This is a genomic window from Mesorhizobium sp. M0659 (assembly GCF_040320605.1).
Classification (GTDB): Bacteria; Pseudomonadota; Alphaproteobacteria; order Rhizobiales; family Rhizobiaceae; genus Mesorhizobium.
Genome location: NZ_JAMYPY010000006.1, coordinates 159,856 through 185,965 on the forward strand (window position 1 = coordinate 159,856; position 26,110 = coordinate 185,965).

A 26,110-nucleotide genomic window follows, 5' to 3' on the forward strand; every position below is an offset into this window, starting at 1 on the left:
TAATGCGACCAAAACGGCCATGGCAAAGGGTATGCGCATAAGGCACCTCGTTCGTTGGGTTGGTGGGAATGCAGCCTGAGGCTGCTGCATCACGGCGCGGGTGTCGTGATCTCGGTTTCGCACAGCACTGGTTTTGGTCGCAGCCTTCGTCGTGCGCGGGGAGGACCGTCGGTCGAAAGACGCCGTTCCAGGACCTGAGTTGCTTTCACGGCAACCGAGGTGAGCGCTAGGTAGATCGCGCCGGCGACGATGAAGATTTCGAAAGGGGCGAAGGTGGCCGACACCATCTGCCTTGCCATGCCGGTAATCTCGAGAAGCGTCACGGTGCTTGCCAGGGACGAGCCCTTGATCATCCCCACGACTTCATTCCCGTAGGCCGGAAGGGAAATTCTGAACGCGATCGGAAAGGTGACAAGGCGAGCAGTTTGCAGGCGTTTCAGACCGAGAGCAGCTGCGGCTTCGGTGAGGCCTTTCGGCACCGACTGCAGGCCGCGACACAGGATCTCGGTCGTGTGCGCGGCGCTGTTCAGCGAGAATGTCAGCAATGCGCACCAGAAAGGGTCCCGCAGGATCGGCCAAAAGACGCTCGCCCGCACAGCCTCGATCTGGCTTAGGCCGTAATAGAGGAGGAAGAGTTGCACGAGCATTGGTGTGCCGCGAAAGACATAGGTGTAGCCCAACACCGCATGGGAAAAACTGGCGCGCGCGAAGGCGCGAACAAACGCCAGCGGCACGGACAGAAGAAATCCCGCGATCAGCGACAGCGCGGTCAGCGTCAAGGTGAGCCCCACGCCTGAGGCGAGCACCACCACCGCATCGAGCATCAACTGGAGGTTCACATCAGTTCTCCTATCGATCGAAAGCGGGGTAACGGCGCTCCGCGAACCGGATCGACACCAGAGTCACTGTTGTGAGGGTGAGATAGAGTGCTGACGCCGCGAGATAGAAGGTCAGTGGCGCACGCAGCGATCCAGCGCCGACAAAGGCAACGCGCATGATGTCGGTCAGACCGACGATCGACACCAGAGCGGTATCCTTGAAGAGCGAAATCCAGAGATTGCCATAGGCCGGCAGCGCCAGCCGCAGCATCTGCGGACCGATGATGAACGCCCAACGCTGCCAGCCGTTCAGCCAAGCGACTTCGCCGCTTCCGTTTGCCCCGCGGGCACGGCCGCAATCGCACCCCGGAACACTTCGGTCGCATATCCGCTGAACACGACCGAGAGCGCGATCACCCCTGCGGTGAACGCATTCACCTCCACATAGCGGCCGGCGACCATGCTGGCGAACGTGGTGCCTCCGAAGTAGATGAGCAGGATAATGACAAGTTCTGGCACACCGCGAACCAAAGTCGTGTAGGCCGTCAAAACCCCGCTTAGCCGCGATGCCGTCGCGCCTTTGGCAATGGCCAGCAGCAACCCGATTACTGTACCGATTGACCCGCTGACAAGTCCAAGGCTCAGCGTAATTATGAAGGCGGCAAGAAACTGAGCAACAAAACCGTTCATGGCACACCTTTTGGGCCGCAACTCCAGTGGCGCACGGCTTAGGCAGCGTTGCCAACTTGAATATCGAACTAGGTATTCGCACTATTTTCTCAGAGGCTTTCAAACCATTTGCGATGTTGACCAGGTTAAACTTCATAGATCGCTGATCAATCTATAACTTTTATGATTTTCGCTATAACCAGTCGTTATACGATCAAGTTTGCGTTCGAAGCTGTGGCCGGCAGGCGACGCGTGAACGTTCCGGCACAAGCGGATTGACACCAAGGCGGGCGTCACAACGCGAGGGTGGCCGGATGGTGGGCAGAAATGGCTGCTCCTCCGCCTAGTGACCAATTCGCCACGCTAGAGCTAATGGCAGGCTACGTGACTGACGAAGTTGAGCTGAACAACGTCACTGGATCGCTGTCCAACGCCTTTGCGATCCTCTCGGCCACATCGAGGCTCGGGTTCCGTTGTCCCCGCTCTATGCCGCCCATATAACTGTAAGCGAGGCCTGCTTCGGTAGCCAAAGATTCCAGGGTCATTCCGCGTCTCAAGCGGACCCTGCGAACGTTCGCTCCAAAAATCTCCGCCAGTCGCATGGGCGCATAGCGATAAGCAAACGTTCAGCTTTACCAGTCACTATAGTGACTATATTATGGTAGATTCAGACCTTGCGTGTTGAGCGGGATTTAAGAGCGCGCATGGACGCGGCTCCCCGCTCCATCCGCCGAGACAGTCGTCTCCAGTTGCCTCGGGACGTATTCGGAAAGGAATGCAAAAGAATGGAGTTGCTGCAAAGCGGCTTGAAGCTCCGACAACTGCAGGTTTTTCGCGAGGTGCTGCGAACCGGCTCCACGAGGAAGGCAGCGCGGGCGCTGGGGATCAGTCAACCGGCGATCAGCCAAACTGTAAAGCAGCTCGAGGCAACGCTTGGCATCACACTCTTCAAAAGGTCATCGAACCGCATCGTTCCGTTGCAGGAAGCCTGGGAGCTGCTGCGAAACGTCGAGCTCGCCATAACGTCGCTGGATCGGCTGGAATCGTCGATCTTCGCGATGAAGAACGAAGAAAAGCAAAGGGTCGGCATTGCCGCGCCTTCAGTCTTCGGCTTCGTGACTTTGCCCAGGGTTGTGGCGATCATCCATTCAAAAACTGCCTCGAATGTTCGATCGATTTCAGGAAGCTACGACCATATCGGAGAACACATCCTGGCCGGGCGGGCGGATCTGGGGATCTCAAGGCTGCCTCTTGATCCCCAGTTGTTTGAATGGGCGCCGCTGGGTACGGCACGCAATGTATGCATCTTTCATCCTGATCATCGCTTCTCAAAACAATCGTGCATCGAGGCTCATGATCTCGCGGGCGAAACGATTGTCGACATTGATCCTCAATTCGCCGCCCACCAAATGAATTTTAACGCCCTGCGATTCGGGGGCGTTGAGCCAAATATACTTGTGGAATTCGACTGTAACGGTCATGAGGCGGGTTACGTTTCGGCTGGGCTTGGCATCTCGATCACGAACGAGATTATAGCGCGTGAATATGCGGTGTTTCACCTCGGGATAAGACCCGTGGAACCCTCGGCACTCTATCACTACGTGGCGATCTGGCAGAAGGGCAGAACCTTTACCAACGCCTTGAATGTCTCGCTCGAAGCTATCGTGACCGCCTTCGCTCCGACCATCTCTGCGGCTGCGTAACGTTCAAAGAACGCCTGCGGCGCAACGGCATTGGTCGTCGTTGCTTCGCAGCCTCGAAATCTCAGGACTTCCGCTCCTGCTTGGCCTTGGCAAAGCCGCGATCCGTCGCAATGAAGCGCTCCAGCATCGGCACGATCAGGCGAAGCGGATCGGTGGACGGCTGACCCGCGTCGCGTCCGAGGATCTCAGCATATCTGGACAGATCGCGGTGCAGTGCAGCCGGCAGTTCCACCGTGACCTTTACAGGCTTGTCGTCTGCAATCGGACCGAGTTTCAGCTTGGCCATTTCAGGCTCCGTAGGGTTCGAACACGAGGTCGCGCGTAACGACGACGCGCACGCTGAAGCCCGGCCGTATCGTCAGCGTCGGCGCGATGTTCAGTTGGCGCTGGACGATCTGCTGGCCGACCTGGCTGGCGCTTTCGGAGGCGCCGGCACGCAATGCACGCATGACGTCACTCTCCTCGCCCGACGAGCCGGCCTCCGCGCCGATGCTTAGAATGGTGGTGAGTGCTGCCGCCTTGAACAACTCGGCCCAGTGATAGTCGACGCCATCCTCGAGGCCGGCATAACCTTGGGCATCGGCGCCAGGCTGGCGCTCAAGAACAATGGAACGGCCGTTGGGAAAGACCAGCCTGCTCCAGACCAGCAGCACGCGCCGCTGGCCGAAGCCAATCCCGTTATCGTACTGACCGATGACCCTTGTCCCTTGCGGGATCAACAGCGAGCGACCTGTCGGACTGTCATAGACATTTTCGGTGACCTGCGCGGTGATCTGGCCCGGCAGATCGGAACGGATGCCGGTGATGAGTGCTGCCGGAATGACGGCTCCGGCCTGGAGGACGTAGGGCGACGCCGGCGGCGTGACGCGATCCGGCGCCACGGTGCGCCGATCAGCGGCCGCGTTCAGGAAGCCCAGCTGGCGGTCTTGCGTGCCCGACTGACCGGCCTGCCCGCCTTGTTCAGCGGCGGCGAGGTTGAATGGAAGCCTTCCTTCGGGCTCGTCGGCCCTCGCCGCGCTTGCCTGCTCCGTCTGAAAGAAAACACGCGAGGTTCGCGCCGCCTCCACTTCGGCTCGCCTGCGCTGTTCAGCCTCATCAACCGTTGGTGTCGCGATCACTGGCGCCACAACGGGCTGCCCCCTGTTCTGGGCGTCAAGAATGGGCCGGCCAAGATCGCCAGGCAGCGGCGGTCCAAGAACTGGGCCGGCATAGTCGCGCGGCAGGCCCGCCAGCCCATCCGCGGGCTGCCTGTTGGACGTCGAGTAGAGCTCGTCGCCATGCGGGCCTGTTTCACTCGTCTGAAGTGCGTAGATGAGCGCGCCCCCAACGCCGAGCGCTGCAACCAGGCTAACGCCGGCGAGCACCTTGCGCGACAGGCGGGTGACACGCGGCGGCTCGGGGCGAAGCTGCATCGGGGCAGCAGCGATTTCATTTTCGTTCATAACTCCTCCCCTCCTCGTTGATGGGGTGCGTTCGTGAAATTCGGCGCCGCACCGAAGCCTGCCCCACGAGCGGCGCTCCGCGTCCCGTCGGTTCGCACGATCCTGACGCTCTTCTGCCGCTTGCCGTTGCCAAGACGTAATTCGGCCGCGCCGAACAGGCGGTCGACGATCAGTATGTTCAGGTAGACGCGGCTGTTGGCGATCTCAGTCTCGCCGTCGGGGCCGATGACGAAGAGGGGCGGCATTTCGCCTTGCACGATTCCGAGCGGGAACTCGACATAGACGCGCCTGCCGTCGTCATAGACACTGACAGGCCTCCAGGGCGGGGTGTCCCCGATCAGACCATAGCGGTAGTTGCGTGCGGTGAGCGCGGGCAACGCCGGCGTCGCGGGCATGCTGCGCGCCTGTCTAGTCGGGGGCGCGGGGTAGGCCCACGCCACGGCGGGCATATACGGCTTTTCGCCAGACTGCAGCTCGATCATGTAGCTGCGCCGGTCGGTGGTGATGACGAGATTTGTGGTGATGTCGGCGCGCGAAGGCTTGACCAGCACGTGGACGCGCCGGGTGACGCCAGACCCACTTTCGGTGTCGCCGATGATCCAGCGCGCGGTGTCGCCAGCCGCGATCGGACCTTCGCCGGTCAGGCTTTCGCCAGGCTCAAGCGCGATGTCCGTTATCTGACCGGGGGCGGCATAGACCTGATAGAGCGCCCCTTCACTCCAGGGATATATCTGAATGGCATTGTAATAGCCCTCACGACGCGGCTGGACACGCGCGGCGGCGTTGGCGTTTTCAACGCGTGTCGCCGGCGTGTCCCCAACCGCGCCGCCGCGGGCCACCACCCACCCTGGCGGACGATGCAACGGTTTTGGCCTCTCATCGGCAGCGGCTACCGGCGAGACTGGCAGAGGCGGCACGTAGGCATCGTAGGCAATCTGCGGCGGTTTGCGGGGCGTGGCGCAGCCGGCGAGCACGGAACCTGACAGCATCACCGCTGCAAAGGCGGACCAGCCCAAACGAGAAGCTGCCTCCCTGTGCGAAAGCATTTTCATTGGTTCATCTCCCGCGACCAGTTGAGGGCGTTGACGTAGATGCCAAGCGGATTGGCCCGAAGCCGGTCGGCGTCACGCGGCGGCTGGATCACGGTTGTCAGGATGGCGGTCCATCGCTCGGTGGTAGAGAGCTGGCCGTTTTCGTAGTGACGCTCGGTCCAGGCGATGCGAAAGGAATCGGCAGAGGCGCGAATGACAGACGAGACGTCCACCGAGACCTGCTGCTTGCCGACCTTCGAGAAGGGGTCATTGACGCGAGCATAGTCGTTGAGCGCCGCGGCGCCCTCGTCGGTGGTCCACTCATAGGCGCGCAGCCAGTTCTGACGCACGACGATCGGATCGGCTGGGATTGATCGGACCTGTTCGATGAAGCGGGCGAGATGCCAGGCAATTTGTGGATCGGTCGGCTTGTAGTCCGTTGTCGCGGGCGCCAGCGCCTGCGGCTGTCCGAGTGTGTCGACCTGCACCACCCAAGGGACCACGGTTCCCTGCGCCGTCTGCGACACAAGCGCGGCAACCAGGCCTGCCGAGAGGATCAGAGATCCGAAGGCCATGTAGCGCCAGTTCCTGGCCTGCACGCGCGCAGAGCCAATGCGATCGTCCCAGACCTGCGCGGCCTTCTGGTACGGGGTCTCGGGCTGCGGGGTCTTGCCGTAGTGGACAGCGGGTCGTCGAAAAATGTTCATGTGTCAGTTGCCTTCGGAGAGAGAAACGGAACTGCCGCTGCCATGGGCATCGCCGGCTCGCACCGCATGCGCAGCTGTCTGGACGCCGTGTGACAGGCGCTGGGAGCGCTGCATGCGTTTGGCCCAGTCGGGGGTATTTTGTGCCGCCGGCGCGGTTTCACCGATCCCCGCAGGCACGGACGCCGGACCAGCGGCCGACGTCGATTTCACGGATTCAGCGGCTGGTGCAGCGGCGCGCCGGAGCGGCGAGGCATTCTGCGAACCGCCGGTGTCTGCAACGCCGCCAAGGCCGGAAGCACCAGCCTGGCCAGACGAGCCTGCAGGTGTGCCGCCACGCGCAAGGGAGTTGCCTGCGGAAAAAGCCGCCGACCCGCCACGCGCTGCGAGGCCTGCGACGCCACCTGCCGCAAGCACCATGCCGCCTGCGGCGAGGCCTGCGCCGACGGCGGCGCCCGCACCCAACTGCGGCCCGCCGGAGACGATGCCGTTGGCAATGCCCGGGCCGAAGATGCCGAGACCGAGGAGCGACAGCGCTGCCAGCACGATCGCCATGGCCTGATCGATACTGGGGTTCTCGCCGCCGAATCCAGCAGTGAAGTCGCCGAACAGCGTCGAGCCGATGCCGATGACAACGGCAAGCACCAGCACCTTGATGCCCGATGAGATGACGTTGCCAAGCACACGTTCGGCCATGAAGGCCGTTTTGCCGAAGAGGCCGAAGGGGATCAGCACAAAACCGGCGAGCGTCGACAGCTTGAATTCGATCAGCGTGACGAACAGCTGCACGGCAAGAATGAAGAAGGCGAGCAGAACCAGCGCCCAGGCGAACAGCAGGCAGACGATCTGGATGAAATTTTCGAAGAAGGACACCCAACCCATCAGGCCGGAGATGGATTCGAGCAGCGGTCGTCCGGCATCGAGGCCGGTTTGCGCCACCTTTCCGGGGCGCAGCAGGTCTTGCGCCGAAAACCCTGTGCCGCTGGCTTTCAGGCCGAGGCCTGAAAAGCTTTCAAAGACGATACGGGACAGACTGTTCCAGTTGGAGATCAGATAGGCGAAGACGCCAACGAACAGGGTCTTCCTGACGAGGCGCGCCAGGATGTCGTCATCGGCGCCCCAACTCCAGAACAGCGCGGCGAGCGTCACGTCGATAACGATCAGTGTGGTGGCGATGAAGGCGACCTCGCCGCCAAGCAGGCCGAAGCCGCTGTCGATATAGCGGGTGAAGGTGCCAAGGAATTGGTCGATGACGCCGGTGCCGCCCATACTATCGGACCTCCGGCCTGGCCGGGTCTGGCGACTGCGGCGCGAGCGGCTCGGATAACGCCTTGATGCCGAGGAAGCGATCACGCTCGTCTGCCCACAAGCGCAAACAACCGCGATCACGCAACGCAGCCTCGCCGAGCTCCTGGCAGCGGCGAAGGCTCTCGCGGCGTGGATCGCGCGGCGACGGTGCCGACACTGAAGCTGCCGTTTCGGCCGGCAATTCTTGCTTGCGCGTCATCTCGATCGCGGCCGCCGTGACGGCGACCGCGATGAAGGTGACGGCAGCGATGCGGGCGAAGGTCTTGGCGTCCATTGTCTCAAGCCTCAGCGGTTGAACATCCGGGCGTTGCCAGCCTGGTAGCCGGAGCCCGGAGTGAGGAAGCGGCGGCGCTGCTCGCGCCCCTGTTCGGCGGCCGCCGAACGTTCCGCTTCGGTCAATGCCTGGGCGCGGCCGTTGGCGGCGACGACGGCCGTGAGGTCGGCGAGCTGCTGGGCCTGCAGCGCCAGAAGCTGGTTGCCAGCTTGCGTCGCCTGGAGCCCGCCCGTCGCGGACTGGCTAGAACTGACCAACGCCGACATTTGGGAGCGGTTGGTCTCGATGTTGCCGACGACGCCGGCCTGCACGCGCATGGCGTCCTGCAGGCCGCCAACCGTGTTGCGCCAGCGCAAGCGCGCGTCGGCAACGAGCGCCTCATCCGATGCGGAGAGCGAGACGTTGCCATATGTCTGCTGGAACATCTGGTCGACCTGCTCGACATCGAAGGCGATGTTCTGCGCCTGGCTGAGCAACTGTTGTGTCCGTTGCACTGACTGCTGCAATTGCTGGAGCGAGGAGAAAGGCAAACTCGCCAGATTGCGCGCCTGGTTGATCAGCATCTGCGCCTGGTTCTGCAACGAGGTGATCTGGTTGGTGATCTGCTGGAGGGATCGCGCGGCCGTCAGCACATTTTGGGTATAGTTCGATGGATCAAACACGATGAAGGCGTGCGCCGGCGTTGCCACCATCGGCGAGACCATGAGCGGCGGCGCAAGCATGGCTGCGGCGAGCAAGAGAGCACGCGAGGGGATCCGACGAGTGTTCATGATTGAGGCTCCTTTTCGACTTGGGGGGTGAGGCTGGGGATGAGGTCGGCGGCCCAGCCAACGCCGCGCGCGCGCAGCCAGGCAGCAAGGAAGCCGTCGCGGCCGTGCTCGGCCACGACGCTGGCGATCATCGCCTGGTCCGTCCTGGAGGATGCGGCGCAGAGCGCCAGGCCGACTTCCGACAGGCCAAGCTCAAAGAGCCGATTGCCACGCCGGGACTGGCAATAGTAGTCGCGCTTGGGTGTTGCGCGCGCCACGATCTCTATCTGGCGATCATTGAGACCGAAGCGGCGATAGATAGCCGTGATCTGCGGCTCGATCGCGCGCTCGTTGGGCAAAAGCAGCCGCGTCGGGCAGCTTTCGATGATCGCTGGTGCGATCTTGGAGCCGTCAATGTCGGACAGGGACTGGGTGGCGAAGATGACACTGGCGTTCTTCTTGCGCAGCGTCTTCAGCCATTCGCGCAATTGGCCCGCGAAGCCGTCATCGTCGAGCGCAAGCCAGCCTTCGTCGATTATCAGCAGCGTCGGTCGTCCGTCGAGCCGGTCACCGAGGCGATGGAACAGGTAGGACAGGACAGCTGGTGCGGCCCCGGTGCCAACAAGGCCCTCGATTTCGAACGCCTGGATGGGTGCCGAGCCAAGGTGTTCGGTCTCGGCATCAAGCAGTCGACCATGCGCGCCGCCGATACAGTAAGACCGCAGAGCCTGCTTTAACGCGTTCGCCTGCAACAGCACGCTCAGGCCGGTGATGGTGCGCTCCGCAACGGGTGCCGAGGCCAGCGATGTCAGCGCGGTCCAGATATGCTCCTTGACGTCAGGGCTGATGTGGATGCCCTCGCGGGCAAGGATCGCTACGATCCAGTCCGCTGCCCAGGCACGCTCAAAGGTGTTGTGGACGCGGGCAAGCGGCTGGAGGGACACGGAGGCGAGCGCACCTTCGGTGAGTTCGCCGCCGAGATCGTGCCAGTCACCGCCCATGGAAAGCGTTGCAGCGCGTATCGAGCCGCCGAAGTCGAAGGCGAAGACCTGCGCGCGCGGGTAGCGACGGAACTGCAAGGCCATCAGAGCCAGCAGCACCGACTTGCCCGCCCCGGTGGGGCCAACGACGAGGGTGTGGCCGACGTCGCCGACATGCAGAGACAACCGGAACGGGGTCGAGCCTTCGGACTTGCCGTAAAGCAAGGGGGGGCTACCGAAATGCTCGTCCCGTTCCGGCCCCGCCCACATGGCAGAGAGGGGAATCATGTGGGCGAGATTGAGCGTCGACAGCGGCGGTTGGCGGACATTGGCGTAGGCGTGTCCAGGCAATGACCCTAACCAGGCATCCACGGCGTTGACGGTTTCGACCATGGCCGTGAAGTCGCGACCCTGGATGACTTTTTCGGCAAGGCGCAGTTTCTCGTCTGCGAGCCGCGGATCGGCATCCCAGACCGCGATCGTCGCGGTGACATAGGCCATGCCCGACATGTCGGCGCCGAGTTCCTGCAAGGCCATGTCGGCGTCGGCCGCCTTGTTGGAGGCGTCCGTGTCCATCAGCACGGACGCCTCGTTGGTCATGACCTCCTTCAGGATCACTGCGAGGCTCTTGCGCTTGGCAAACCACTGACGCCGGATCTTCGTCAACAGCTTCGTGGCGTCGACCTTGTCGAGCAGGATCGCACGCGTCGACCAACGGTAAGGGAAGGCAAGCCGGTTCAGTTCGTCGAGCAGACCCGGCGTCGTCGTGGTCGGAAAGCCGATTATGGTGAGCACACGCAGATGCCGGTTGCCCAGGCGTGGCGCGAGCCCACCGATCAGCGGCTCGTCAGCCACCAGCGCATCGAGATAAACCGGCGTCTCAGGAACGCGTACGCGATGACGCTTCGTCGATACAGTGGAATGCAGGTAGGTCAGCGTCTCGCCATCATCGAGCCAACGGCATTCCGGCATGAAGCCGTCAAGCAGAGAGAGCACGCGCTCGGTGCGGTCGATAAATGCGCGCAGAATTTGATGCGGATCGACGCCGGATCGCTCGCGCCCCTCGTAGAGCCACCCTTCCGTGCGCCTCGTCTCCTCTGGTGGCGGCAGACAGAGGAAGGTGAGGAAGTAACTCGACACAAAATGGGCACCTTCCTGCTCGAAGTCGGCTTTGCGTTCGGCGTCGATGAGACTGGAGGCCGCATCGGGAAACTGGCTGTCGGGATAGGTCGACGCCTCGTGGCGCTGTGCCTCGACGAAGATGCTCCAGCCCGACCCTAGACGACGGAAGGCGTTGTTGATGCGTGAGGCGACCGCGACGAGCTCGGCCGCGACGGCTGAATCGAGATCAGGACCGCGAAACCTGGCGGTGCGCTGCAGGCTGCCATCCTTGTTCAAAACCACACCTGGCGCGACCAGAGCAGCCCAGGGCAGGTAGTCGGCAAGGCAGCTGGCGGTGCGGCGGAATTCGGCAAGCTTCATCATGGCCACGTCCTCAAACCGATAGATGCCCGGGGAGGCGCAGATGCCTGCGACCCACCTCGAAAAAGAGCGGATCGCGTCTCGCCGCCCATACCGCGCAAGCATGTCCAAGCGCCCAGATGATGAGACCGACCAGCCAAAGCCGCAGGCCAAGGCCGACCGCGCCGGCAAGAGTGCCGTTCAGGATTGCGATGGAGCGCGGCGCGCCGCCCAGCAGGATGTGCTCGGTCAGCGCCTTGTGAACGGGGACAGCCCAGCCCGGCACCGCATCGAGCTGTTCGAGAGCGGTTGCCATCAGATGAGCGCTCCGCCGCCGAACGAGAAGAATGACAGGAAGAAGCTGGACGCTGCGAAGGCGATCGACAGGCCAAAGACGATCTGTATCAAGCGCCGGAAGCCGCCCGACGTATCGCCAAAGGCAAGCGTGAGGCCTGTCACAATGATGATGATGACGGCAATGATCTTGGAGACGGGCCCCTCGATTGACTGCAGGACCCTTTCGAGTGGCTGTTCCCACGGCATCGATGAGCCGGCCGCGTGCGCGGCTGGGACAATGGCGAGGCTGACGACAAAGGTCGTGGCCGCGGCAACGGCGGTGCGGTAGCGGCGTAAAAGGACGGCGATCATGAGTTCTCTCCTGTGTCGACGGGTTTTGCCTGGATGATGCGATAGTCGCCGTCCGGACCGAGCCCTTCGACGCGCGAGAGTTCGGCAAGCCGCCGCGCTGAGCCGCGCCCGGCGAGCACCGCGACGAGGTCGATAGTCTCTGCAATCAGCGCGCGCGGAACGGTGACGACCGCTTCCTGGATGAGCTGCTCGAGCCGGCGCAGCGCGCCGATACCGGAGCCGGCATGAATGGTACCGATCCCACCGGGATGTCCCGTCCCCCATGCTTTGAGCAGGTCTAGAGCCTCCGGGCCGCGAACCTCGCCGATCGGGATGCGATCGGGCCGCAGGCGCAGCGACGAGCGAACCAGGTCCGAGAGCGTCGCGACGCCGTCCTTGGTCCGCATGGCAACAAGGTTTGGCGCCGCGCATTGCAGTTCGCGTATGTCCTCGATGATGACCACGCGATCAGATGCTCTGGCGACTTCCGCCAGCAGCGCGTTGGTCAGCGTCGTCTTGCCGGTGGATGTGCCGCCGGCCACGAGTATGTTGGCGCGGGTGGCGACGGCGGCGCGCAAGATCGCGGCCTGTTGTGGGGTCATGGTGCCTGCCGCGACGTAGTCTTTGAGCGTGAAGACGGCGACCGCAGGTTTTCGGATTGCGAAGGCTGGCGCCGCAACGATAGGCGGCAGCAGACCTTCGAAACGTTCTCCGGTGTCTGGCAGCTCCGCCGAAACGCGCGGCGAGCGGCCATGCACTTCGGCGCCGACATGATGAGCGACCAGACGCACGATGCGCTCACCGTCGGCGGCTGAGATCAGCTCGTCCGTCCCGGACAGGCCTTCAGCAAGCCGGTCGACCCAAATTCGGCCATCCGGGTTCAGCATCACTTCGGCGATGGTCGGGTCGTCGAGGAACCGGCTGATGGCGGGCCCGAGGGCCGTGCGCAGCATGCGTGAGCTGCGCGCTCGTCCTTCTTCGGCATTGTCGTGCGAAGCAACCATTTTGTCCCCTGTTTCGGTCGGGGACAGCCATCCGGTCCCCGGTTGGGGATGATCAAAAGAGCCAGAAAGCAGGACGATTCAACAAGTTTCAGTCGTCGTCGTAGCGTAGCGTACAAATACAGGATGACGGCGGCGCGCCGATGACCTCAGCTTTGCAGCGCCGGGGCTTCAAATCGTGACAGCATCAATGGCGATGTTGACCCCGCCGCTTGATTCTTGCTGTGGTGACCTTGAAGTCGACGCGAAGCAGTCGGCCATCCTTGCCGGTCTGCGGCGCAGATGGCTCGCCATATGTGCCAGCTGAGCCATCTCCCCATTCGTCGACACCGCTTTCTGACCAGAATTTACATATAATCTTCGGACAACAAATGGTGACCTGATGCCAGATCCGACGTCCGACACTCTTGATCGCATCCATGACAGAATTGCCAAGGCCGCGCCTTCAGGTGTCTGGTCGCGCGCCGATTTTCTCGACATTGGAACGCCGTACGCCGTCGAGAAAGCGCTGCAGAGACTGACCCGACGAGGCGACATCCGCCGGCCTTGTCGCGGTTTCTATGACAAGCCGAGCATCAGCAAGTTGACAGGCAAGATGGTGTTTCCTCCACGTGCGTCTTTCATTGACGCAATTGCCCGGCGCGACAAGCTGCGCGTGCTGGTCGACGGAATGACGGCCGCGAACGACCTCGGCCTGACCACAGCCGTCCCGGCTCGTTCGACGATCTATGCCGATACTTATCCGCGGACAATCGAGATCGAGGCCAGCGTCGGCGATCCAAAGGCGACGAAGCCGGTCATCTACAAACTCGACTTCAAGCGCATTTCAGCCAAGACGGCGTTCTGGGCCGGCCGGCCTGCCATGCGCGTGATTCAGGCTTTGACTTGGTTTCGCGACGAGCGATCCAGCCTCGATGCGGCCGTGAACGGTATCATGCGACATCTGTCGCGTGATCCGAAACGGCAGATCGTCGCGCAAGATCTGCGCGACAACATTCATGCCGTTCCCGCATGGATGTACCCACTGATCGAGACGATCGCCGCAAAGCTCCTTACCGAAAGCGAAACAGACATCAGGCGAGCGAAAGAGGAGCATGCAACAGACGTTCATTGAAATCCTTCGCTCCAGTGCCGACGACCGCCGAGCGCTCTTCTCGACGGTGGCCGGCTATGGAGACACGAGCGGAAAACATCGAGAAGGATCTCTACGTCTGCTGGGTGCTCGACTTCCTGTTCAACCGGCGCCCGAACGATCCGATCGGTCTCTATTTCAAAGGCGGCACCAGCCTGAGCAAAGCCTACGGGCTGATCCGCCGCTTTTCCGAGGACATCGACATCGGAATCTACAAGGCCGATCTGCACTTCCCTCTGGAGGCAGACATCGCCGCTCTCCCCTCCGTCAATCAGCAACAGCGTGCTCTCGCCGAGAGGGTTGACGAGGCAGCACGGCAGTATATTTCGGGTCCGCTCAAGGAGCTGCTGGCTAAGGGGATCGCGGCCGTCGAAGAAGCGGCCGGGCAGCTTGGACATTTCTCGCTCAGCTTCGGTTTCGACGCCTATCGGAACAGGGATGCGCTCGATGTTCTGGTGGTCGGCTACAAGAGCGTGTTCGACACCGGCGCCGGATACGTCCAGGCGGCGGTCCGCATCGAAGGCGGCGCGCGTCCTAATCCCGAGCCGGCCGAGCCTCGCGAGATTGTGCCGTACATCGCCTCGGAAATGCCGGCGGGAACCGACCTCGCGGTTCGCAATGTGACGACGGTCAGACCGGAGCGGACCTTTTGGGAAAAGGTGCTGATCCTTCATGCGATGACCGAAACGACTGAGAAGCGAAGTGCGGAAGGTAACCCTGACCGTCCAGTGCCTGACCTCAATCGCTATTCGCGTCACTACTACGATGTTCATCAGATTTGGACGCATCCGGACTACGGGGTCGCTACGGCATCGATGCGCGAACTCGCCGAAGCATGCCGGCGACATAAGGAACTCATGTATCGAGCGCCGGATCATCGGTATGATCGTGCACAGCCAGGGAGCTATCGCCTTGTCCCGACTGCCGACATGCAAACCAGGCTTGCGGCCGATTTCGAGCGCATGTCGGCGATGATCTTTGGGACGCCCCCTGCCTTTGCCGATGTCATGGCCAGCATCGAAGCGCTCGAGCACCATCTCAACGCCGCGCCGGTCGACGCGCCTGGCGCCGGCGGCAATCCATCGGAGACAGAAAAGGACCAGAAGGCGCCGAACTGACAGCATTGTTCGATGGCGGTGATGTCCGCGAATGCTCCCAGTGAAGGCTCCTACAAGGCGGATACGAGCTACGGGCCCAGGCCCTTCCACCTGGACAGGGCCGGGTCCGCTGGTAGGCGGCCGCCGGCACAAGACTCCAGATCCGATCTCGCTACGGCCGAGGTCAACGCATACTGATCGCGTATCCATCGTTCTAGCGCGACCTGATCCTCCCTATGCTGCTGCTGATCATCATCGGCATCATCGTTTTCATGGGCCGCCATCGTCATCGTGGCGTCAACGACAGCAGTTCCGATCATCGCCATCATCAAGATGACGATGGCTAACCTCTTCTACAAACCAGGTTCTGCTTGTCGACCTGCAGCCCTGCTAAGATGCCATTCCATCGCCTCCGGCCGGATTGATGTCCTCGGAAATCTCCTGCCGCAGTTTCGGCCCCTTCGCCAGGCGCCTGCCCAAGGCGGTGACAAAGGCCTCGTAGCGTTCTGCCGCCTTGGCGCGCGCGGCTTGGGCCGCGGGCTCAGGCAAGGCCGGCGTGGTCGCAAGCCAAAAGCGGACAAACACCGCCAGGGTCTCGACGGCGATACCGATATCGCGCTCCTGCCGGGCCAGGCGCCGATCGATCTGATCGAGACGCTTGACGATTGCCGCCTCGCGACGTTCTTCCGCGTCCGGCGACAGGAACGAAGCTATCGCGGCTTCAGCAATCATGGATTGGGATCGATCGCGCCGAGCCGCGTAGTCCGAAAGCATCATCATGATGGTCTGATCGAGATAGACGGAAATCTGCACCTTCTTTTTACGGCCGGTCATAGCGACTACAACCCCATGCCGTCATCCGGATCCAGCGAAACCTGCCGTGCCACGCCCTGCACGAGGCGAGCCATGCGACGACCGCGAATGGCCTCGTCGTCATCGCCATCATCGGCCCGATCCATCTCGAACTCGTTTTCGATCGGGGTAGCTTTCTCAACCAGTTGCGCGCGACTGAGTTCGGGTTGCAGGCGTCGCTCCGATTCTGTCGGGTCGCCATGGTCTCCCGGGATCGCTGCTGCAGCACCGGGCACCTCAGGTCGAGCCACGAATGGCAGACTGTGCCAATCGTCAGGATTTGCCGCCTCCGATTGCACCAACAAAGGCGGCGGTAGGACACGCTCCCGGAAGCGGACATCCTCGTAGTAGCGTGCCTTCTTCGCCCTGATCGGTGATGTCCCCGACACCATGACGATCTCGTCGGTCGGTGGAAGCTGCATGATCTCGCCAGGGGTCAGCAGTTGGCGGGCTGTTTCCTGCCGCGACACCATGAGATGCCCAAGCCAGGGGGAGAGCCGATGGCCGGCATAATTCTTCATCGCCCGCATCTCGGTGGCGGTGCCCAGCGCATCAGATACGCGTTTGGCGGTCCTTTCGTCGTTGGTCGCGAAGCTGACACGAACGTGGCAGTTGTCGAGGATCGAGTTGTTGGGGCCGTAAGCCTTCTCGATCTGATTGAGCGACTGCGCAATGAGAAAACTCTTCAGCCCATAGCCGGCCATGAAGGCAAGCGCACTTTCGAAAAAGTCGAGGCGACCGAGAGCCGGAAACTCGTCCAGCATCAGCAGCAGCCGGTGGCGGCTGGTCTTGGCATGCAGATCCTCGGTGAGGCGGCGTCCGATCTGATTGAGGATAAGCCGAATGAGCGGTTTGGTCCGATTGATGTCTGAGGGCGGTACAACAAGATAGAGGGTTGCCGGTCGTTTCCCACCAACGATGTCGGTGATCCGCCAGTCGCAATACCGGGTCACCTCGGCGACAACGGGATCGCGGTAGAGACCGAGGAAGGACATCGCGGTGGAGAGCACGCCTGAGCGTTCGTTGTCGGATTTGTTGAGCAGCTCGCGCGCCGCACTGGCGATGACCGGATGGGGGCCAGCGTCGCCGAGATGCGCGGTCCTCATCATTGCGGCCAGCGTCGACTCGATCGGGCGCTTCGGATCGGAGAGAAAGGCGGCGACGCCGGCCAGCGTCTTGTCCCGCTCTGCATAAAGAACATGCAGGATCGCGCCGACCAGCAGCGCATGGCTGGTCTTCTCCCAATGATTGCGCTTCTCCAGGCTCCCTTCCGGGTCGACCAGAATGTCGGCGATGTTCTGGACGTCGCGCACCTCCCATTCGCCGCGGCGGACTTCCAGCAGGGGATTGTAGGCGGACGATCTCGAATTGGTCGGATCAAAGAGCAGAACGCGACCGTGCAGAGCGCGGAAGCCGGCCGTGAGTTGCCAGTTTTCGCCCTTGATATCGTGGACGATCGCGGAGCCCGGCCAGGTAAGCAGCGAAGGCACCACCAGGCCGACGCCCTTGCCTGATCGCGTCGGGGCGAAGCACAAAACATGCTCGGGGCCGTTGTGGCGGAGATAATGGCGATCATAGCGCCCCAGCACCACACCGTCGGCGCCGAGAAGTCCAGCGGCCTCGACCTCCCTCCTCTCGGCCCAGCGCGCTGAACCGTAGGTGTGGACGTTCTTGACTTCGCGCGCCCGCCACACCGACATGCCGATCGCGACAATGATAGAGAGGAAACCACCGGACACAGCGATCAATCCGCCTTCCACAAAGATAGCGGGGGCGTATGCGTCGTAGAAGTACCACCACCAGAACAGTGCGGGTGGATAGTAGACGGGCAACCCGGCAACCTCGAACCACGGATGACCCAGGCCGACCTGGAAACCGAGCCTCCATGCGGTCCATTGTGTCGCCCCCCAGGTCGTCAACAGGACGATCAGGAAGACGGTGAGGATCTGACCCCAGAGGATTTTCGTGGCGGACATCGCAGGCTCCTGTCTTGCGTTTCAGAGGCCGAGCCCTCTCTTGCGGCCAAAGCTCCAATCGACACCTCCACCATCACCCCGAGAGACACCGGAGATGTGCTGGCCGAGATGTTTTTCGAGAGAGGGCGTCCAGGGAACGAGCTGGAAACCGAGGCCGTCGTCGATCATGGCGAAGCGGCCGGATGCCAGCGCCAAGCGCTGACGATAGATGCCAGCGACATAGCCTCCGCTAGCGACGCGGTTGAAGGGCCGTTCGGTGTCGCCCGCAAGCTTGTCGCCAATCATCTCCAGTTCTCGGCGGCGCAGCGTATCGAGAAGGTTGCGGGCGAAGACGACCCGCCTTCCCTGCCGCTCTGCGAGTCCCTGATTGACAAGGTGTTCGGCCCGCCCGTTCAAGGCATCGCGGACCTCGGCGCCGAACCCACCTTCGGAGAGGGCGGCAGGCTCGCGAGCAATCGCCTGGCGGTCGAGCCAGGTCGCACCCGAGGCCGCAACCTGTTCATCGACACCAAGATCGGAGCGCACTGCCAGCGCTACGCGGCGTTGGCCGCGCGCATCATCGAATGCGCGCAGCTCCACGATCGATCCCGGTACGCTGTCGCCAGCCGCCTCCAGATCGGGAAACTTGATGTGATGGATGCGTCCGTCGACGCCGTCGACCATGGCATAGGCCGCGCCGCTCAGCTCGTCGTCGAGCCCGCGTTCGATCAGCCTCCCGATAATGTGCGCATCGAGGCTTTCCGCCGCCAGAACAAAACTGGCTGAACCGCGATCGATGCCTTGCTCCGTCAGCGCGCGGTGCATGCGCTTGATGATGTCGCCACGCTCGCCGAGCTCGCGCAGTGTCGTCTCGGCCTTGTCGTCAATCACCCATTGGCCGGACCCAATCTGATTGGCAAGACCAAGGGCTTCGAGCTTGCGCAAGCGGCCGACCTTAAGCGCATGATACTCATCCGGTTGCCTATCAGGATATGGAGCGAGATCGACGATGCCGGAGTTCCGACTGTCGCGAAGCAGCTGGCGATCAAGCTGCGTCCAACGTTCGGACCGGATCTGCCTGTCGAGCCAGCGGCGGATGTCGAGATCGCTGCGTGGCCCCAGTTCCCGGGTGATCAGGTCGCGGGCTCGGTCGCGCATACCCTCCTTGATGTAGTCGCGCGAGATGACCAAATCCTGGCCGTCGTCCCGAACCCCACGGACGATCAGATGGATATGCGGATGCTCGGTGTTCCAGTGTTCTACCGCCACCCAGTCGAGCCGAGTTCCGAGATCCTTCTCCATCTGCTCGGCCATATCTCGGGTGAAGGATTTCAGGTCCGCAATTTCGAGGGCGTCATCGGGCGAGACGATAAAGCGGAAGTGATGCCGATCGTCCTGGGTACGTGCGGCGAAGGCCTTGACATCGGCGTTCTCCGTTCCCGACCCGAATAGACGTGCCTTCTCTCCGTCCCGGGTCACACCGTCGCGCCGCAGGTACATCAGATGCGCACCAAGCGGGGTCGCGCGCACAGAATGACGAACGACGCGGGCCTTGATGACGGCGCCGCGCGAGCGTGAGGTGATGAAGCGGTTGGCCTGGATGCTGGCGCTCTGGCCGTGTCCAAAGCGGGAGCGATTGCCAGCAACAGTCCGGCCCGAGCGCGCGATCCCCCCGCCAGCTTTTTTCGCTGCGGCCAGCGCCTGGGCGATGAAGGGGCGAGCCTGCTGGGCGCGGGTCGATCGGATGCGGCCGGGCCGAATGCGAAACTCGTGCTCATCGGCCATGGCGCGTTCCAGCAATGTGGAAAAGGCGATGCAAATACAAAGGCCTGGGCGTTCCACGTACATTGCGCCGGTGTCTTGCAATGTGCGGAAGGCGCCAGAAAATCGAGCAAGAACAAGCACACAACCGACGCGCAATGTGCGCCCTTTTATCCTGCCATCCCTCGGTGGTGTTTACTGCCTCCGCCTCTTGCACCCGCCATCGCGCGCAAGAGCCAGCGTTGGTACGAAAAGCACCGAACCGGCTCATGGCTCGGTCCTGTCGTGCGCTTTGGCCACGAACAGCCCGGCCGACTGAGGTGCGAGGTTGTACAGTTCGCGCACAGCCTGCGCCTCCACCTGCGAGGAATCGACCGCGGGCTTGCCTTCCGATGGTGTGACGAACAGCGGCGCCTTCCTCAATCCGCATGACGCGGGGCGTGCCTGGCTGGGAGCTTTGGTCTCTGCGCCACTGCCAATGGCGGACGCAATGGCGGCGACATAGGCGCGCGTTTCCCGAGGCAGCCGCCGCCCCTGCAACGAGGCCTCGTAGCGCCCTGGGCCTGCATTGTAGGCTGCAATCCAGCCGGGCGATCCGTAGCGATCCAGCAGTTCGCGAATATAGGCCGAGCCCGCGATGATGTTGTCGCGCGGATCGTAGGGGTCGCTGCCGAGCCGGTATCGGGCACGCAGTTCGGCCCAGGTTTCCGGCACGATCTGCATCAGGCCCATGGCGCCTTTTGTCGAGGTGGCGCTTCGGTCGCCGGCACTTTCCGAGACAAGGACGGCACGGATCCAGGCGAGCGGAAGCCGGAACCGCTTCGCGGCTTCCGCGATATGGACCTCGTAGTTGCACGCCGACGGTGCGTCGATGATCGGGTTCTGCGCCGGCGCAATGGCGGGAATGGCGCATACGAGGCAGAGCCCGGCGAACAGAACGAGGCGCTTGCTCCGGCCCACGCGAAGCAACGCGGGCGGAGCCAGATGGTTCGTCGGCCGGCGGCGCGCGAACATCACTCAACCTTTCTCGGCGCGGTCGCGTGGACGCGACCACTGCAGCGACCAGGACGTCTTGTCGTCGCCGTTCTGGAACAGATTGGCGCGGATGGGCCGCGCGAAGGTCGGGTCGTCTATCTGAAGCGATACGAACTCGCCGGCCTTCTCACCGGAGCGTTTCCATCCAGCCCCTATCTCGGGCCCGTCTTCGCTGCTGGCGTGCACGCGAAAGTCGGGGGCGTTTTCGGTGCTGCCCGCATCGGCCAGGACGATTGCGATGTCGAGGTCGAGGCTGAGTGTCCTGATGCGCCCGAAATAGCCGGTTTGATTGCGGTTGAATTGTCCAATATGTGGCATGTCCTGTCTCCTTTCGCGGATGGTCGGCGGTGATGGTGGGACGGCATGAGCGGCCGCCGATGGCACGCTCACCGCGCTCGCGCGTGCCATTGAAAGCGGCCGTCGCCATGCTCGTCGGTCCACAGCGGGACGGCGCGGCCGATGATGTGATCGGTTGAGACGATGCCGAAGTAGCGGCCATCGAGGCTGTCCCGGGCCAGCCTGTTCATGAGGAAAACGGCCCCGACAGGAACACGTCGACAGCCCTGCCAGCTCGGCAGATCGCGGCCGGCGCGATCTCGCTCAAGCGCAGCGCCAACGTCCTGGCCATCGACCGAGATGGAGAGCTCGTTGCGGCATACCGTCTGACCTGAAACCGCAATGATGCGCTTGAGCAGCAACACGCCTTTCGGCAGATAGGCCCGCTGGGCAAGAAATGTTGCCAGCGGTGCGGGCGACCGAATGGCGACAAGGTCGCCCGCCGAAAACGTGCCGTCGCCGTCGATCCCGTAGAAGCCGATCGCAACACTGGCCGAAGCGTTCCAGACCAACTTCGGCGGCAGGGCCGTGAGACCTGGAAGGAGCACACCCGTGCTGGCCAGTGCCATTAACAGGACGATTGCCGACCGCTTCATGGCTGCACCCGCCGCCGCAACAGGTAGGCGCAATGCAGATCAAGGGTATAGGCGCGTGGCTCCTGATTAGCCTTCATCCAGTGGTGGACGTGCCGCCAGTGGTCGGGCGAGACTGCCTCGGGATCAATTCCGAGACGTTCGATGGCGTCGATTGTCTGCAAAACACGCTCGACGCTCTGCCAACCTTGCACTGTCAGCAGGATCTCGCCACCGGGCCGCACGAAAGGCAACGTCTGATAGGGTTGTGGCGAGGCGACGGCGAGCACGACATCAAGGCGCGACATGATCGTGCCGAAGTCGTTCGCGGCCCAGCGCACGAAGGCAAAGACGGCGCCCGGCCGAAACCAAAGGACACGTCGGCGTCGATCGAGAATCTCCTCTCGATGGAACGAGCCGAAGCGAATCCAGAACTCGATCTTCTTCGCCAGCCATGTCAGGTCGACACGGGTGAGGCCGTTGCTCTGCCACGCGCGCGCAGATCCAGTTGAACCCAATGCAGCGGTATCGGTCATTATCTGTTTCCTGATCCTGTCAGCATTCAGCCGGATCGAAGGGCAAGAGGCGGCCATTGCGCGACCGGCCCTCAGCGCTGGGCGTCGCGGCTCAGCGTCCATGCCTGCCGGCCTGGATCGGAGGCCCCGGCAGCTGACGCTTGGCGGGAAGGACGGAACCTCGAGGATCCGACGTTGAGGTCACTGCTCCGCGCTCGGCCCAGGCCTGCAGATCATCGATGGCGTAGACGACACGGCCGCCGAGTTTGCGATAGGCGGGACCGGTGCCATAGGTGCGATGCTTCTCGAGCGTACGCGATGACAGGCTCAGGAAATGGGCGGCCTCCTTGGTGCGAAGGAAGCGCGGTGGCAAAACGGCAAGATCTGGTCTCATGGATCGGGCCTCCGAGTGGCTGCGGGGACCGCTGGGGATCAGCGGCGGACGGCGATCACGGTGGCGGAAAGCTGGCGTCGAGGGGGATGGGAAAGATTGGGGGGCGTGATATTTCCACCCCGAGCTAGGATCGTGTGCGGTGGCGAAGGAGGCCCAGATAGCCGCCGCCGATCATGGCGCCGCCGCCCCTGACGAGGCCAATCACCGTGTCGCGAAGCGACGACGTTTTCCACGGCGTGGCGCCAACACGCTCTATCCCGTAACAGACGGTCGCGATGTCGCGGTAGGTCGCGCCGTTCATGCGCCCGTCGGCAGCCCGGAGCATCAGGCGCAGGCGGCGGCGCTGCTGGACCGTCATTCGGGTGTCCGGCGGTACAGGACGCTTGCTTTGCCCACGCCAGAAACGGACGAGAGCCTCGACACGTCCGAGCATCTGGGAATCCAGCGGGATCACAGCGGCAATCGAGCTGCTTCCTTCGCTGCCGGGAAGGAAGAGAAGCTGCGTTGCGGTCCCGTTGTCATGAATGGCGTGAGATCCTTGCGGACTCCCGCGAAGCTCGCTTACGCCACCGAGCGGCGCGGGTTCTTGAGACAGGTAGTCAGGTGACGCGGTGAGAGCCAGCACAGCCGGATCGGCAAAAGGCGACCACAAAACGTTTTGCGTCAGGGCGGACATGTCCGGTCGGGCCGGGAAATCGTAACCCCCAGCGCCGCTGATCTTCGACCGGCAGTGGTTCGTTTTCAAGTCCGGCAAGGACAAGGCGTTGAAAGCGCCGACCATAGGACTGTGAGCGACGCAAGCACTCCCAGGCGAGACCTTCGATTGGCAAGCGATCGAAGAAGTCGTAGCTGTTGTTGTCCCGCCAGCCCGACGTGTTCGGCTTCATCGTGCATCTCCTCGCGAAAACGGCAGAGTCGTGCTCGAATCGATTCCGGACTGCGCCAATCGGCGAAACGTCCGGAGGAGGCATCGCGTGATGCGTTTTGCGCATCACCTGCCGGCGATGGCCGCTATGTGTCGCGCAGCAGCTGGCGGTATCCTGTGCGTGTCATCCAGCGCGCCCGGGCGAGATGGCTATCGTGGACGGCTCTAGCGCGCTTTGGCTCCCTGGTCGGATCGATCCCAAACAGGATCCTGACCACCTCGCGCCAATCGGCGCCGTCCGCGTCAGCGTCAAACAAACGCATGTAGAGCTTGACGTGGCTACGATCATAGTCGGTCAGTTCGTCCCCGGTAGGCGCGGTTTCGTCAAACGGTTCAATCATGGCGGCCTTCCACCCATTGCCGGGCGAGACGTAAGGCAGGGAGTTTACGGGTCTAGCGTTGCCGACGCAGCCGGCTCGAAGAGCATCACGCGATGCGGTGCCGGCATCGCCCCGACGGTCGGATCGGCCCTGAGGTACCATTGAACGCATTGACGAAAGAAGCTCGCCCGACGGGTCGGGCGAGCTTCTCCGGTGCCTTATTCGGCGCTGCGGCGGCTCGGGCGGGACCAGATCAGCGAGAAGCCATCGCCTTCTTCGTCGTTGAAGAGGTTGGCGTAGATCGGAGCGTTGAAGCTCGGATCATCAAGCTTGAGACCCAGATAATCGCGGCCCTCATTGGAGCGCTTGGACCAGGCGGCGCCAATCTCGGCGCGGCCGACCACGACCCGGTGGCTGGGAGCGTTGTCGCCGGTGGCGCGGGTGTCTGGGACGATGCGCACGTTCTTGGCCTGGACGCTGAGGGTGACGATTTCGCCGGTGAATTCGTTCGAGGCGGTCTTCTTGAAGGTGCCGATGGTAGCCATTGTAAGTCTCCGTTCTCTGTTCCCGAGCCCGCACCATGCGGTCTCGATGGCGATCAATTGGCCGGAGGCGACCGACGACGCATCGCTTGCGACCGCAGCAGCGCGGAGGACGACGCAGGAACGGATTTCTTGTTTCGCGAGGAATGGCGGCGCTCGGGGTCCTCGTGCGGCTTGCCGCATGGGGTGGGCGTCGCAGGGGAAGAAAGCCGGGACGCGGCGTTGCGGCTTAGGCGGTCGAGGTGTCAGCCGCCCTTCGGGCAGATCAGGCCATTCAAGAGGCCGTTTGGAGCGCTCCTGGGACAGATCGGTCCGGAGACGGTGGTACCCATAGGCACGCCAGCACACCGCCAAGAGCTTCAACGGCGACGCGCCAAGCCACTCGGTCATCAGATTTGCCCGCAGCTCCCACGCCACGTCTTCGGCGGCAACGTTGCCGCCCGGCCGACCAGTTGGAACTGAAGGCGACGATGAATGCCGGAGCCTCAAGGAAGTCGACTGCGAAGGCATCAATGCCGGTGAGAAGGACAATTCGGCGCTCGTCACCAAGCTGAAGGACCTCAAGGCCGACGTCGTTCTATTTCGGCGGCTATAACCCTGAAGCCGGGCTGATCCTGCGCCAGTTGGCCGAGCAGCGCGTCAAGTTCCAGCTCAAGCGGAACCGATATCCGTCGAACAGATCCTGAAATGGCCGCGGTCACAAACTGTCCAGTCCACCGGGTTCTCGTGGAACGCTTATCAGTTCGAGCAAGCGGTATCCGTTGATCGGCAGAAGGATCATCTCCATGACGATCAGAGGGCCAGCGCCGGTAAAGCTGGCATAGGTGAGAAGGGCCACGCTGCTTGACACCGCCGCGATGTGAAGCGGCAGCATGCGGCGCATGGAATAAGACAGGACGGTAAGGCCGGTCCCGGCGTAGCCGATGACATCGATACAGTCCATGCTGCCTCCTTGGAATTGCCCCAAGCAAATCACAACCAACCAGTCGCCCGCGCAGAGTCTAAGTACCTGTTTTATGGAGTTATTTTAGCTTTTCACGGATGAGTGATTGTTGTTGTCTCGGTGAAAGTCGAAAACAACGGGCACGCAGCAATGCCAACCCCCCGCTGACATCGCCACGTGCCGCCGGCGCCTTGGCGCGTTGAGCCGAAGTCGTGACGCGCCGATGGCGCATCACGCGACGCCGAGTTGGGCGGCCGCTGTGCGTGCGATAGCCTCCGCCAGGTCATCCTTGTTGTTGTGGCCCTTCTGAGCATCGACTGGGTTGTCGCCAAAGAACGGCTCGATCAACGCCGAAGGAATATTCAATGCCGAGACGCTTCCATACCCGCGATCGCCGGGATCACATTCCTTCAGGCCACGGTCTTGCGTGCCCAAAGTCGCCAGCATCGCCTCCTGCAAGCGCGTGGCCCAGGCGGCCGATCCCGCGTGCCTGTCCTTGTCATACAGCGTTTCGGTGCCACGGGCCGATCCGTTGAACGCGTTGAAATGCAACTCGACAACGCAGGACGCCCCCCACGCGGAAACCTGCTGATAGGCGCCGCTGATGCCGATGCCGTCACGGTAGAATATTTTGGCTGGAACACCGAGCCCTGCGCATATGGTTTTGATCTTCGAAGCCAGATCCTTGTTCCAGGGATATTCGCTCTGGTTGATCGGCGGCCCTCCATATGCGCCGGCACTGGTCTGGGTATGGCCGACCACGATGGCGAAGCCGCCTGCCGATCGTGGGACCAATCTGTCGGCGTGGGCAGTGTTGGCGTTTCCCCGCATCATTTCCAAAAGGTCGTCCAGCTGTTCTTGCTGGGCAAGAATTCGCTGGTACTCATCGTAGGAGAGTTCGCCGCCCTGTCTCAAACGGCCCTGAAGTTCCCGCAGTTCGCTCATGCCGGTCTACCTCCTGTTT

Annotated in this window: 31 protein-coding genes and 2 pseudogenes; 4 read left to right on the plus strand and 29 right to left on the minus strand. The window is 62.6% G+C overall.

The features are described 5' to 3' along the window. Positions 1–89: 89 nt before the first annotated feature. The 4 genes from NKI31_RS12395 to NKI31_RS12410 form a co-directional block, all read right to left on the minus strand. Complete coding sequence (locus NKI31_RS12395) at positions 90–839, minus strand: ABC transporter permease (protein ID WP_352651674.1); 750 nt, start codon at positions 837–839, stop codon at positions 90–92. A gap of 10 nt (positions 840–849) precedes the next feature. After that, positions 850–1,089 (minus strand): ABC transporter permease family protein, encoded by a 240-nt coding sequence (locus tag NKI31_RS12400; RefSeq protein WP_352651675.1) that lies wholly within the window; start codon positions 1,087–1,089, stop codon positions 850–852. Positions 1,090–1,127: 38 nt separating this feature from the next. Further along, on the minus strand, positions 1,128–1,508 hold the full coding sequence (locus tag NKI31_RS12405) for an ABC transporter permease subunit (RefSeq protein WP_352651676.1): 381 nt from the start codon (positions 1,506–1,508) through the stop codon (positions 1,128–1,130). A gap of 359 nt (positions 1,509–1,867) precedes the next feature. Next, positions 1,868–2,089, minus strand: a complete 222-nt coding sequence (locus NKI31_RS12410; protein WP_352651677.1) for a helix-turn-helix domain-containing protein — start codon at positions 2,087–2,089, stop codon at positions 1,868–1,870. Between the two features lie 183 nt (positions 2,090–2,272). Between NKI31_RS12410 and NKI31_RS12415 the strand changes: the two genes are divergently transcribed. Next, complete coding sequence (locus tag NKI31_RS12415) at positions 2,273–3,190, plus strand: LysR family transcriptional regulator (RefSeq protein WP_352651678.1); 918 nt, start codon at positions 2,273–2,275, stop codon at positions 3,188–3,190. 61 nt (positions 3,191–3,251) lie between these two features. Here the strand turns inward: NKI31_RS12415 and NKI31_RS12420 are convergent, their stop codons facing one another. From NKI31_RS12420 to trbB, 11 genes are read right to left on the minus strand one after another with little or no spacing between them, the layout of a single operon-like run. Next, the gene (locus tag NKI31_RS12420; RefSeq protein ID WP_352651679.1) at positions 3,252–3,476 is read right to left on the minus strand and encodes a DUF2274 domain-containing protein; all 225 of its coding nucleotides are present in this window, start codon (positions 3,474–3,476) and stop codon (positions 3,252–3,254) included. Position 3,477: 1 nt separating this feature from the next. Then, the gene (locus NKI31_RS12425; RefSeq protein ID WP_352651680.1) at positions 3,478–4,632 is read right to left on the minus strand and encodes a TraB/TrbI/VirB10 family type IV secretion system protein; all 1,155 of its coding nucleotides are present in this window, start codon (positions 4,630–4,632) and stop codon (positions 3,478–3,480) included. After that, positions 4,629–5,684, minus strand: a complete 1,056-nt coding sequence (trbG, locus tag NKI31_RS12430; RefSeq protein WP_502899121.1) for a P-type conjugative transfer protein TrbG — start codon at positions 5,682–5,684, stop codon at positions 4,629–4,631. Before trbG ends, NKI31_RS12425 begins: the two co-directional genes overlap by 4 nt. Further along, on the minus strand, positions 5,681–6,370 hold the full coding sequence (trbF, locus tag NKI31_RS12435) for a conjugal transfer protein TrbF (RefSeq protein ID WP_352651681.1): 690 nt from the start codon (positions 6,368–6,370) through the stop codon (positions 5,681–5,683). Before trbF ends, trbG begins: the two co-directional genes overlap by 4 nt. Positions 6,371–6,373: 3 nt before the next feature. Continuing rightward, complete coding sequence (gene trbL / locus NKI31_RS12440; RefSeq protein WP_352651682.1) at positions 6,374–7,636, minus strand: P-type conjugative transfer protein TrbL; 1,263 nt, start codon at positions 7,634–7,636, stop codon at positions 6,374–6,376. A 1-nt stretch (position 7,637) separates the two neighbouring features. Continuing rightward, on the minus strand, positions 7,638–7,949 hold the full coding sequence (gene trbK-alt, locus NKI31_RS12445; protein WP_352651683.1) for a putative entry exclusion protein TrbK-alt: 312 nt from the start codon (positions 7,947–7,949) through the stop codon (positions 7,638–7,640). A gap of 11 nt (positions 7,950–7,960) precedes the next feature. Continuing rightward, on the minus strand, positions 7,961–8,719 hold the full coding sequence (gene trbJ, locus NKI31_RS12450) for a P-type conjugative transfer protein TrbJ (RefSeq protein ID WP_352651684.1): 759 nt from the start codon (positions 8,717–8,719) through the stop codon (positions 7,961–7,963). Next, positions 8,716–11,163: a conjugal transfer protein TrbE gene (gene trbE / locus NKI31_RS12455; RefSeq protein ID WP_352651685.1), complete on the minus strand. Its 2,448-nt coding sequence runs from the start codon at positions 11,161–11,163 to the stop codon at positions 8,716–8,718. The genes trbJ and trbE overlap by 4 nt, the downstream gene beginning before the upstream one ends. Positions 11,164–11,173: 10 nt before the next feature. After that, positions 11,174–11,455: a VirB3 family type IV secretion system protein gene (locus NKI31_RS12460; RefSeq protein ID WP_352651686.1), complete on the minus strand. Its 282-nt coding sequence runs from the start codon at positions 11,453–11,455 to the stop codon at positions 11,174–11,176. Further along, entirely contained in the window at positions 11,455–11,787 is a 333-nt protein-coding gene (locus tag NKI31_RS12465) for a TrbC/VirB2 family type IV secretion system protein (RefSeq protein ID WP_352651687.1), read from the minus strand. Before NKI31_RS12465 ends, NKI31_RS12460 begins: the two co-directional genes overlap by 1 nt. Continuing rightward, positions 11,784–12,770, minus strand: a complete 987-nt coding sequence (trbB, locus tag NKI31_RS12470) for a P-type conjugative transfer ATPase TrbB (RefSeq protein ID WP_352651688.1) — start codon at positions 12,768–12,770, stop codon at positions 11,784–11,786. The genes NKI31_RS12465 and trbB overlap by 4 nt, the downstream gene beginning before the upstream one ends. Positions 12,771–13,149: 379 nt before the next feature. On the opposite strand from trbB, the gene NKI31_RS12475 reads away from it, so the two are divergent. Both NKI31_RS12475 and NKI31_RS12480 read left to right on the plus strand, forming a co-directional pair. Continuing rightward, the gene (locus NKI31_RS12475; RefSeq protein ID WP_352651689.1) at positions 13,150–13,881 is read left to right on the plus strand and encodes a DUF6088 family protein; all 732 of its coding nucleotides are present in this window, start codon (positions 13,150–13,152) and stop codon (positions 13,879–13,881) included. Continuing rightward, positions 13,862–15,017 (plus strand): annotated as a pseudogene (locus NKI31_RS12480) (nucleotidyl transferase AbiEii/AbiGii toxin family protein). The gene NKI31_RS12475 and the pseudogene NKI31_RS12480 overlap by 20 nt, the downstream one beginning before the upstream one ends. Positions 15,018–15,386: 369 nt before the next feature. Here NKI31_RS12480 and NKI31_RS12485 read toward each other — a convergent pair. From NKI31_RS12485 to NKI31_RS12540, 12 genes are all read right to left on the minus strand, one after another. Beyond that, entirely contained in the window at positions 15,387–15,830 is a 444-nt protein-coding gene (locus tag NKI31_RS12485) for a CopG family transcriptional regulator (protein WP_352651690.1), read from the minus strand. Positions 15,831–15,835: 5 nt separating this feature from the next. Continuing rightward, the gene (locus tag NKI31_RS12490) at positions 15,836–17,824 is read right to left on the minus strand and encodes a conjugal transfer protein TraG (protein ID WP_352651691.1); all 1,989 of its coding nucleotides are present in this window, start codon (positions 17,822–17,824) and stop codon (positions 15,836–15,838) included. Positions 17,825–17,845: 21 nt separating this feature from the next. Beyond that, the gene (locus NKI31_RS12495; RefSeq protein WP_352651692.1) at positions 17,846–19,588 is read right to left on the minus strand and encodes a relaxase/mobilization nuclease domain-containing protein; all 1,743 of its coding nucleotides are present in this window, start codon (positions 19,586–19,588) and stop codon (positions 17,846–17,848) included. Between the two features lie 243 nt (positions 19,589–19,831). Then, positions 19,832–20,578: a lytic transglycosylase domain-containing protein gene (locus NKI31_RS12500; protein ID WP_352651693.1), complete on the minus strand. Its 747-nt coding sequence runs from the start codon at positions 20,576–20,578 to the stop codon at positions 19,832–19,834. 3 nt (positions 20,579–20,581) lie between these two features. Further along, a complete protein-coding gene (locus NKI31_RS12505) occupies positions 20,582–20,917 on the minus strand; it encodes a DUF736 domain-containing protein (RefSeq protein WP_352651694.1) in 336 nt (111 codons plus the stop codon). A gap of 68 nt (positions 20,918–20,985) precedes the next feature. Further along, positions 20,986–21,504 carry a S26 family signal peptidase gene (locus NKI31_RS12510; protein ID WP_502899122.1) on the minus strand — a complete coding sequence of 173 codons (519 nt, stop codon included), beginning with the start codon at positions 21,502–21,504 and terminating at the stop codon, positions 20,986–20,988. Positions 21,505–21,527: 23 nt separating this feature from the next. Continuing rightward, entirely contained in the window at positions 21,528–22,043 is a 516-nt protein-coding gene (locus NKI31_RS12515; RefSeq protein WP_352651696.1) for a DUF2840 domain-containing protein, read from the minus strand. Positions 22,044–22,134: 91 nt separating this feature from the next. Next, positions 22,135–22,416 carry a helix-turn-helix transcriptional regulator gene (locus NKI31_RS12520; protein ID WP_352651697.1) on the minus strand — a complete coding sequence of 94 codons (282 nt, stop codon included), beginning with the start codon at positions 22,414–22,416 and terminating at the stop codon, positions 22,135–22,137. Between the two features lie 124 nt (positions 22,417–22,540). Next, positions 22,541–23,092: a DUF2285 domain-containing protein gene (locus tag NKI31_RS12525; RefSeq protein WP_352651698.1), complete on the minus strand. Its 552-nt coding sequence runs from the start codon at positions 23,090–23,092 to the stop codon at positions 22,541–22,543. Continuing rightward, entirely contained in the window at positions 23,016–23,303 is a 288-nt protein-coding gene (locus tag NKI31_RS12530; protein ID WP_352651699.1) for a transcriptional regulator domain-containing protein, read from the minus strand. Before NKI31_RS12530 ends, NKI31_RS12525 begins: the two co-directional genes overlap by 77 nt. A gap of 124 nt (positions 23,304–23,427) precedes the next feature. Next, positions 23,428–23,682 carry a DNA -binding domain-containing protein gene (locus tag NKI31_RS12535; protein WP_352651700.1) on the minus strand — a complete coding sequence of 85 codons (255 nt, stop codon included), beginning with the start codon at positions 23,680–23,682 and terminating at the stop codon, positions 23,428–23,430. A 197-nt stretch (positions 23,683–23,879) separates the two neighbouring features. Then, entirely contained in the window at positions 23,880–24,206 is a 327-nt protein-coding gene (locus NKI31_RS12540) for a DUF736 domain-containing protein (protein ID WP_352651701.1), read from the minus strand. A 455-nt stretch (positions 24,207–24,661) separates the two neighbouring features. Between NKI31_RS12540 and NKI31_RS12545 the strand changes: the two are divergent. After that, a pseudogene (locus NKI31_RS12545) lies at positions 24,662–24,856 on the plus strand (branched-chain amino acid ABC transporter substrate-binding protein); the annotation flags it as partial. A gap of 44 nt (positions 24,857–24,900) precedes the next feature. Here NKI31_RS12545 and NKI31_RS12550 read toward each other — a convergent pair. Both NKI31_RS12550 and NKI31_RS12555 read right to left on the minus strand, forming a co-directional pair. Beyond that, a complete protein-coding gene (locus NKI31_RS12550; RefSeq protein WP_352651702.1) occupies positions 24,901–25,146 on the minus strand; it encodes a cyclic nucleotide-binding protein in 246 nt (81 codons plus the stop codon). 231 nt (positions 25,147–25,377) lie between these two features. Further along, entirely contained in the window at positions 25,378–26,091 is a 714-nt protein-coding gene (locus NKI31_RS12555; RefSeq protein WP_352651703.1) for an N-acetylmuramoyl-L-alanine amidase, read from the minus strand. Positions 26,092–26,110: the final 19 nt, after the last annotated feature.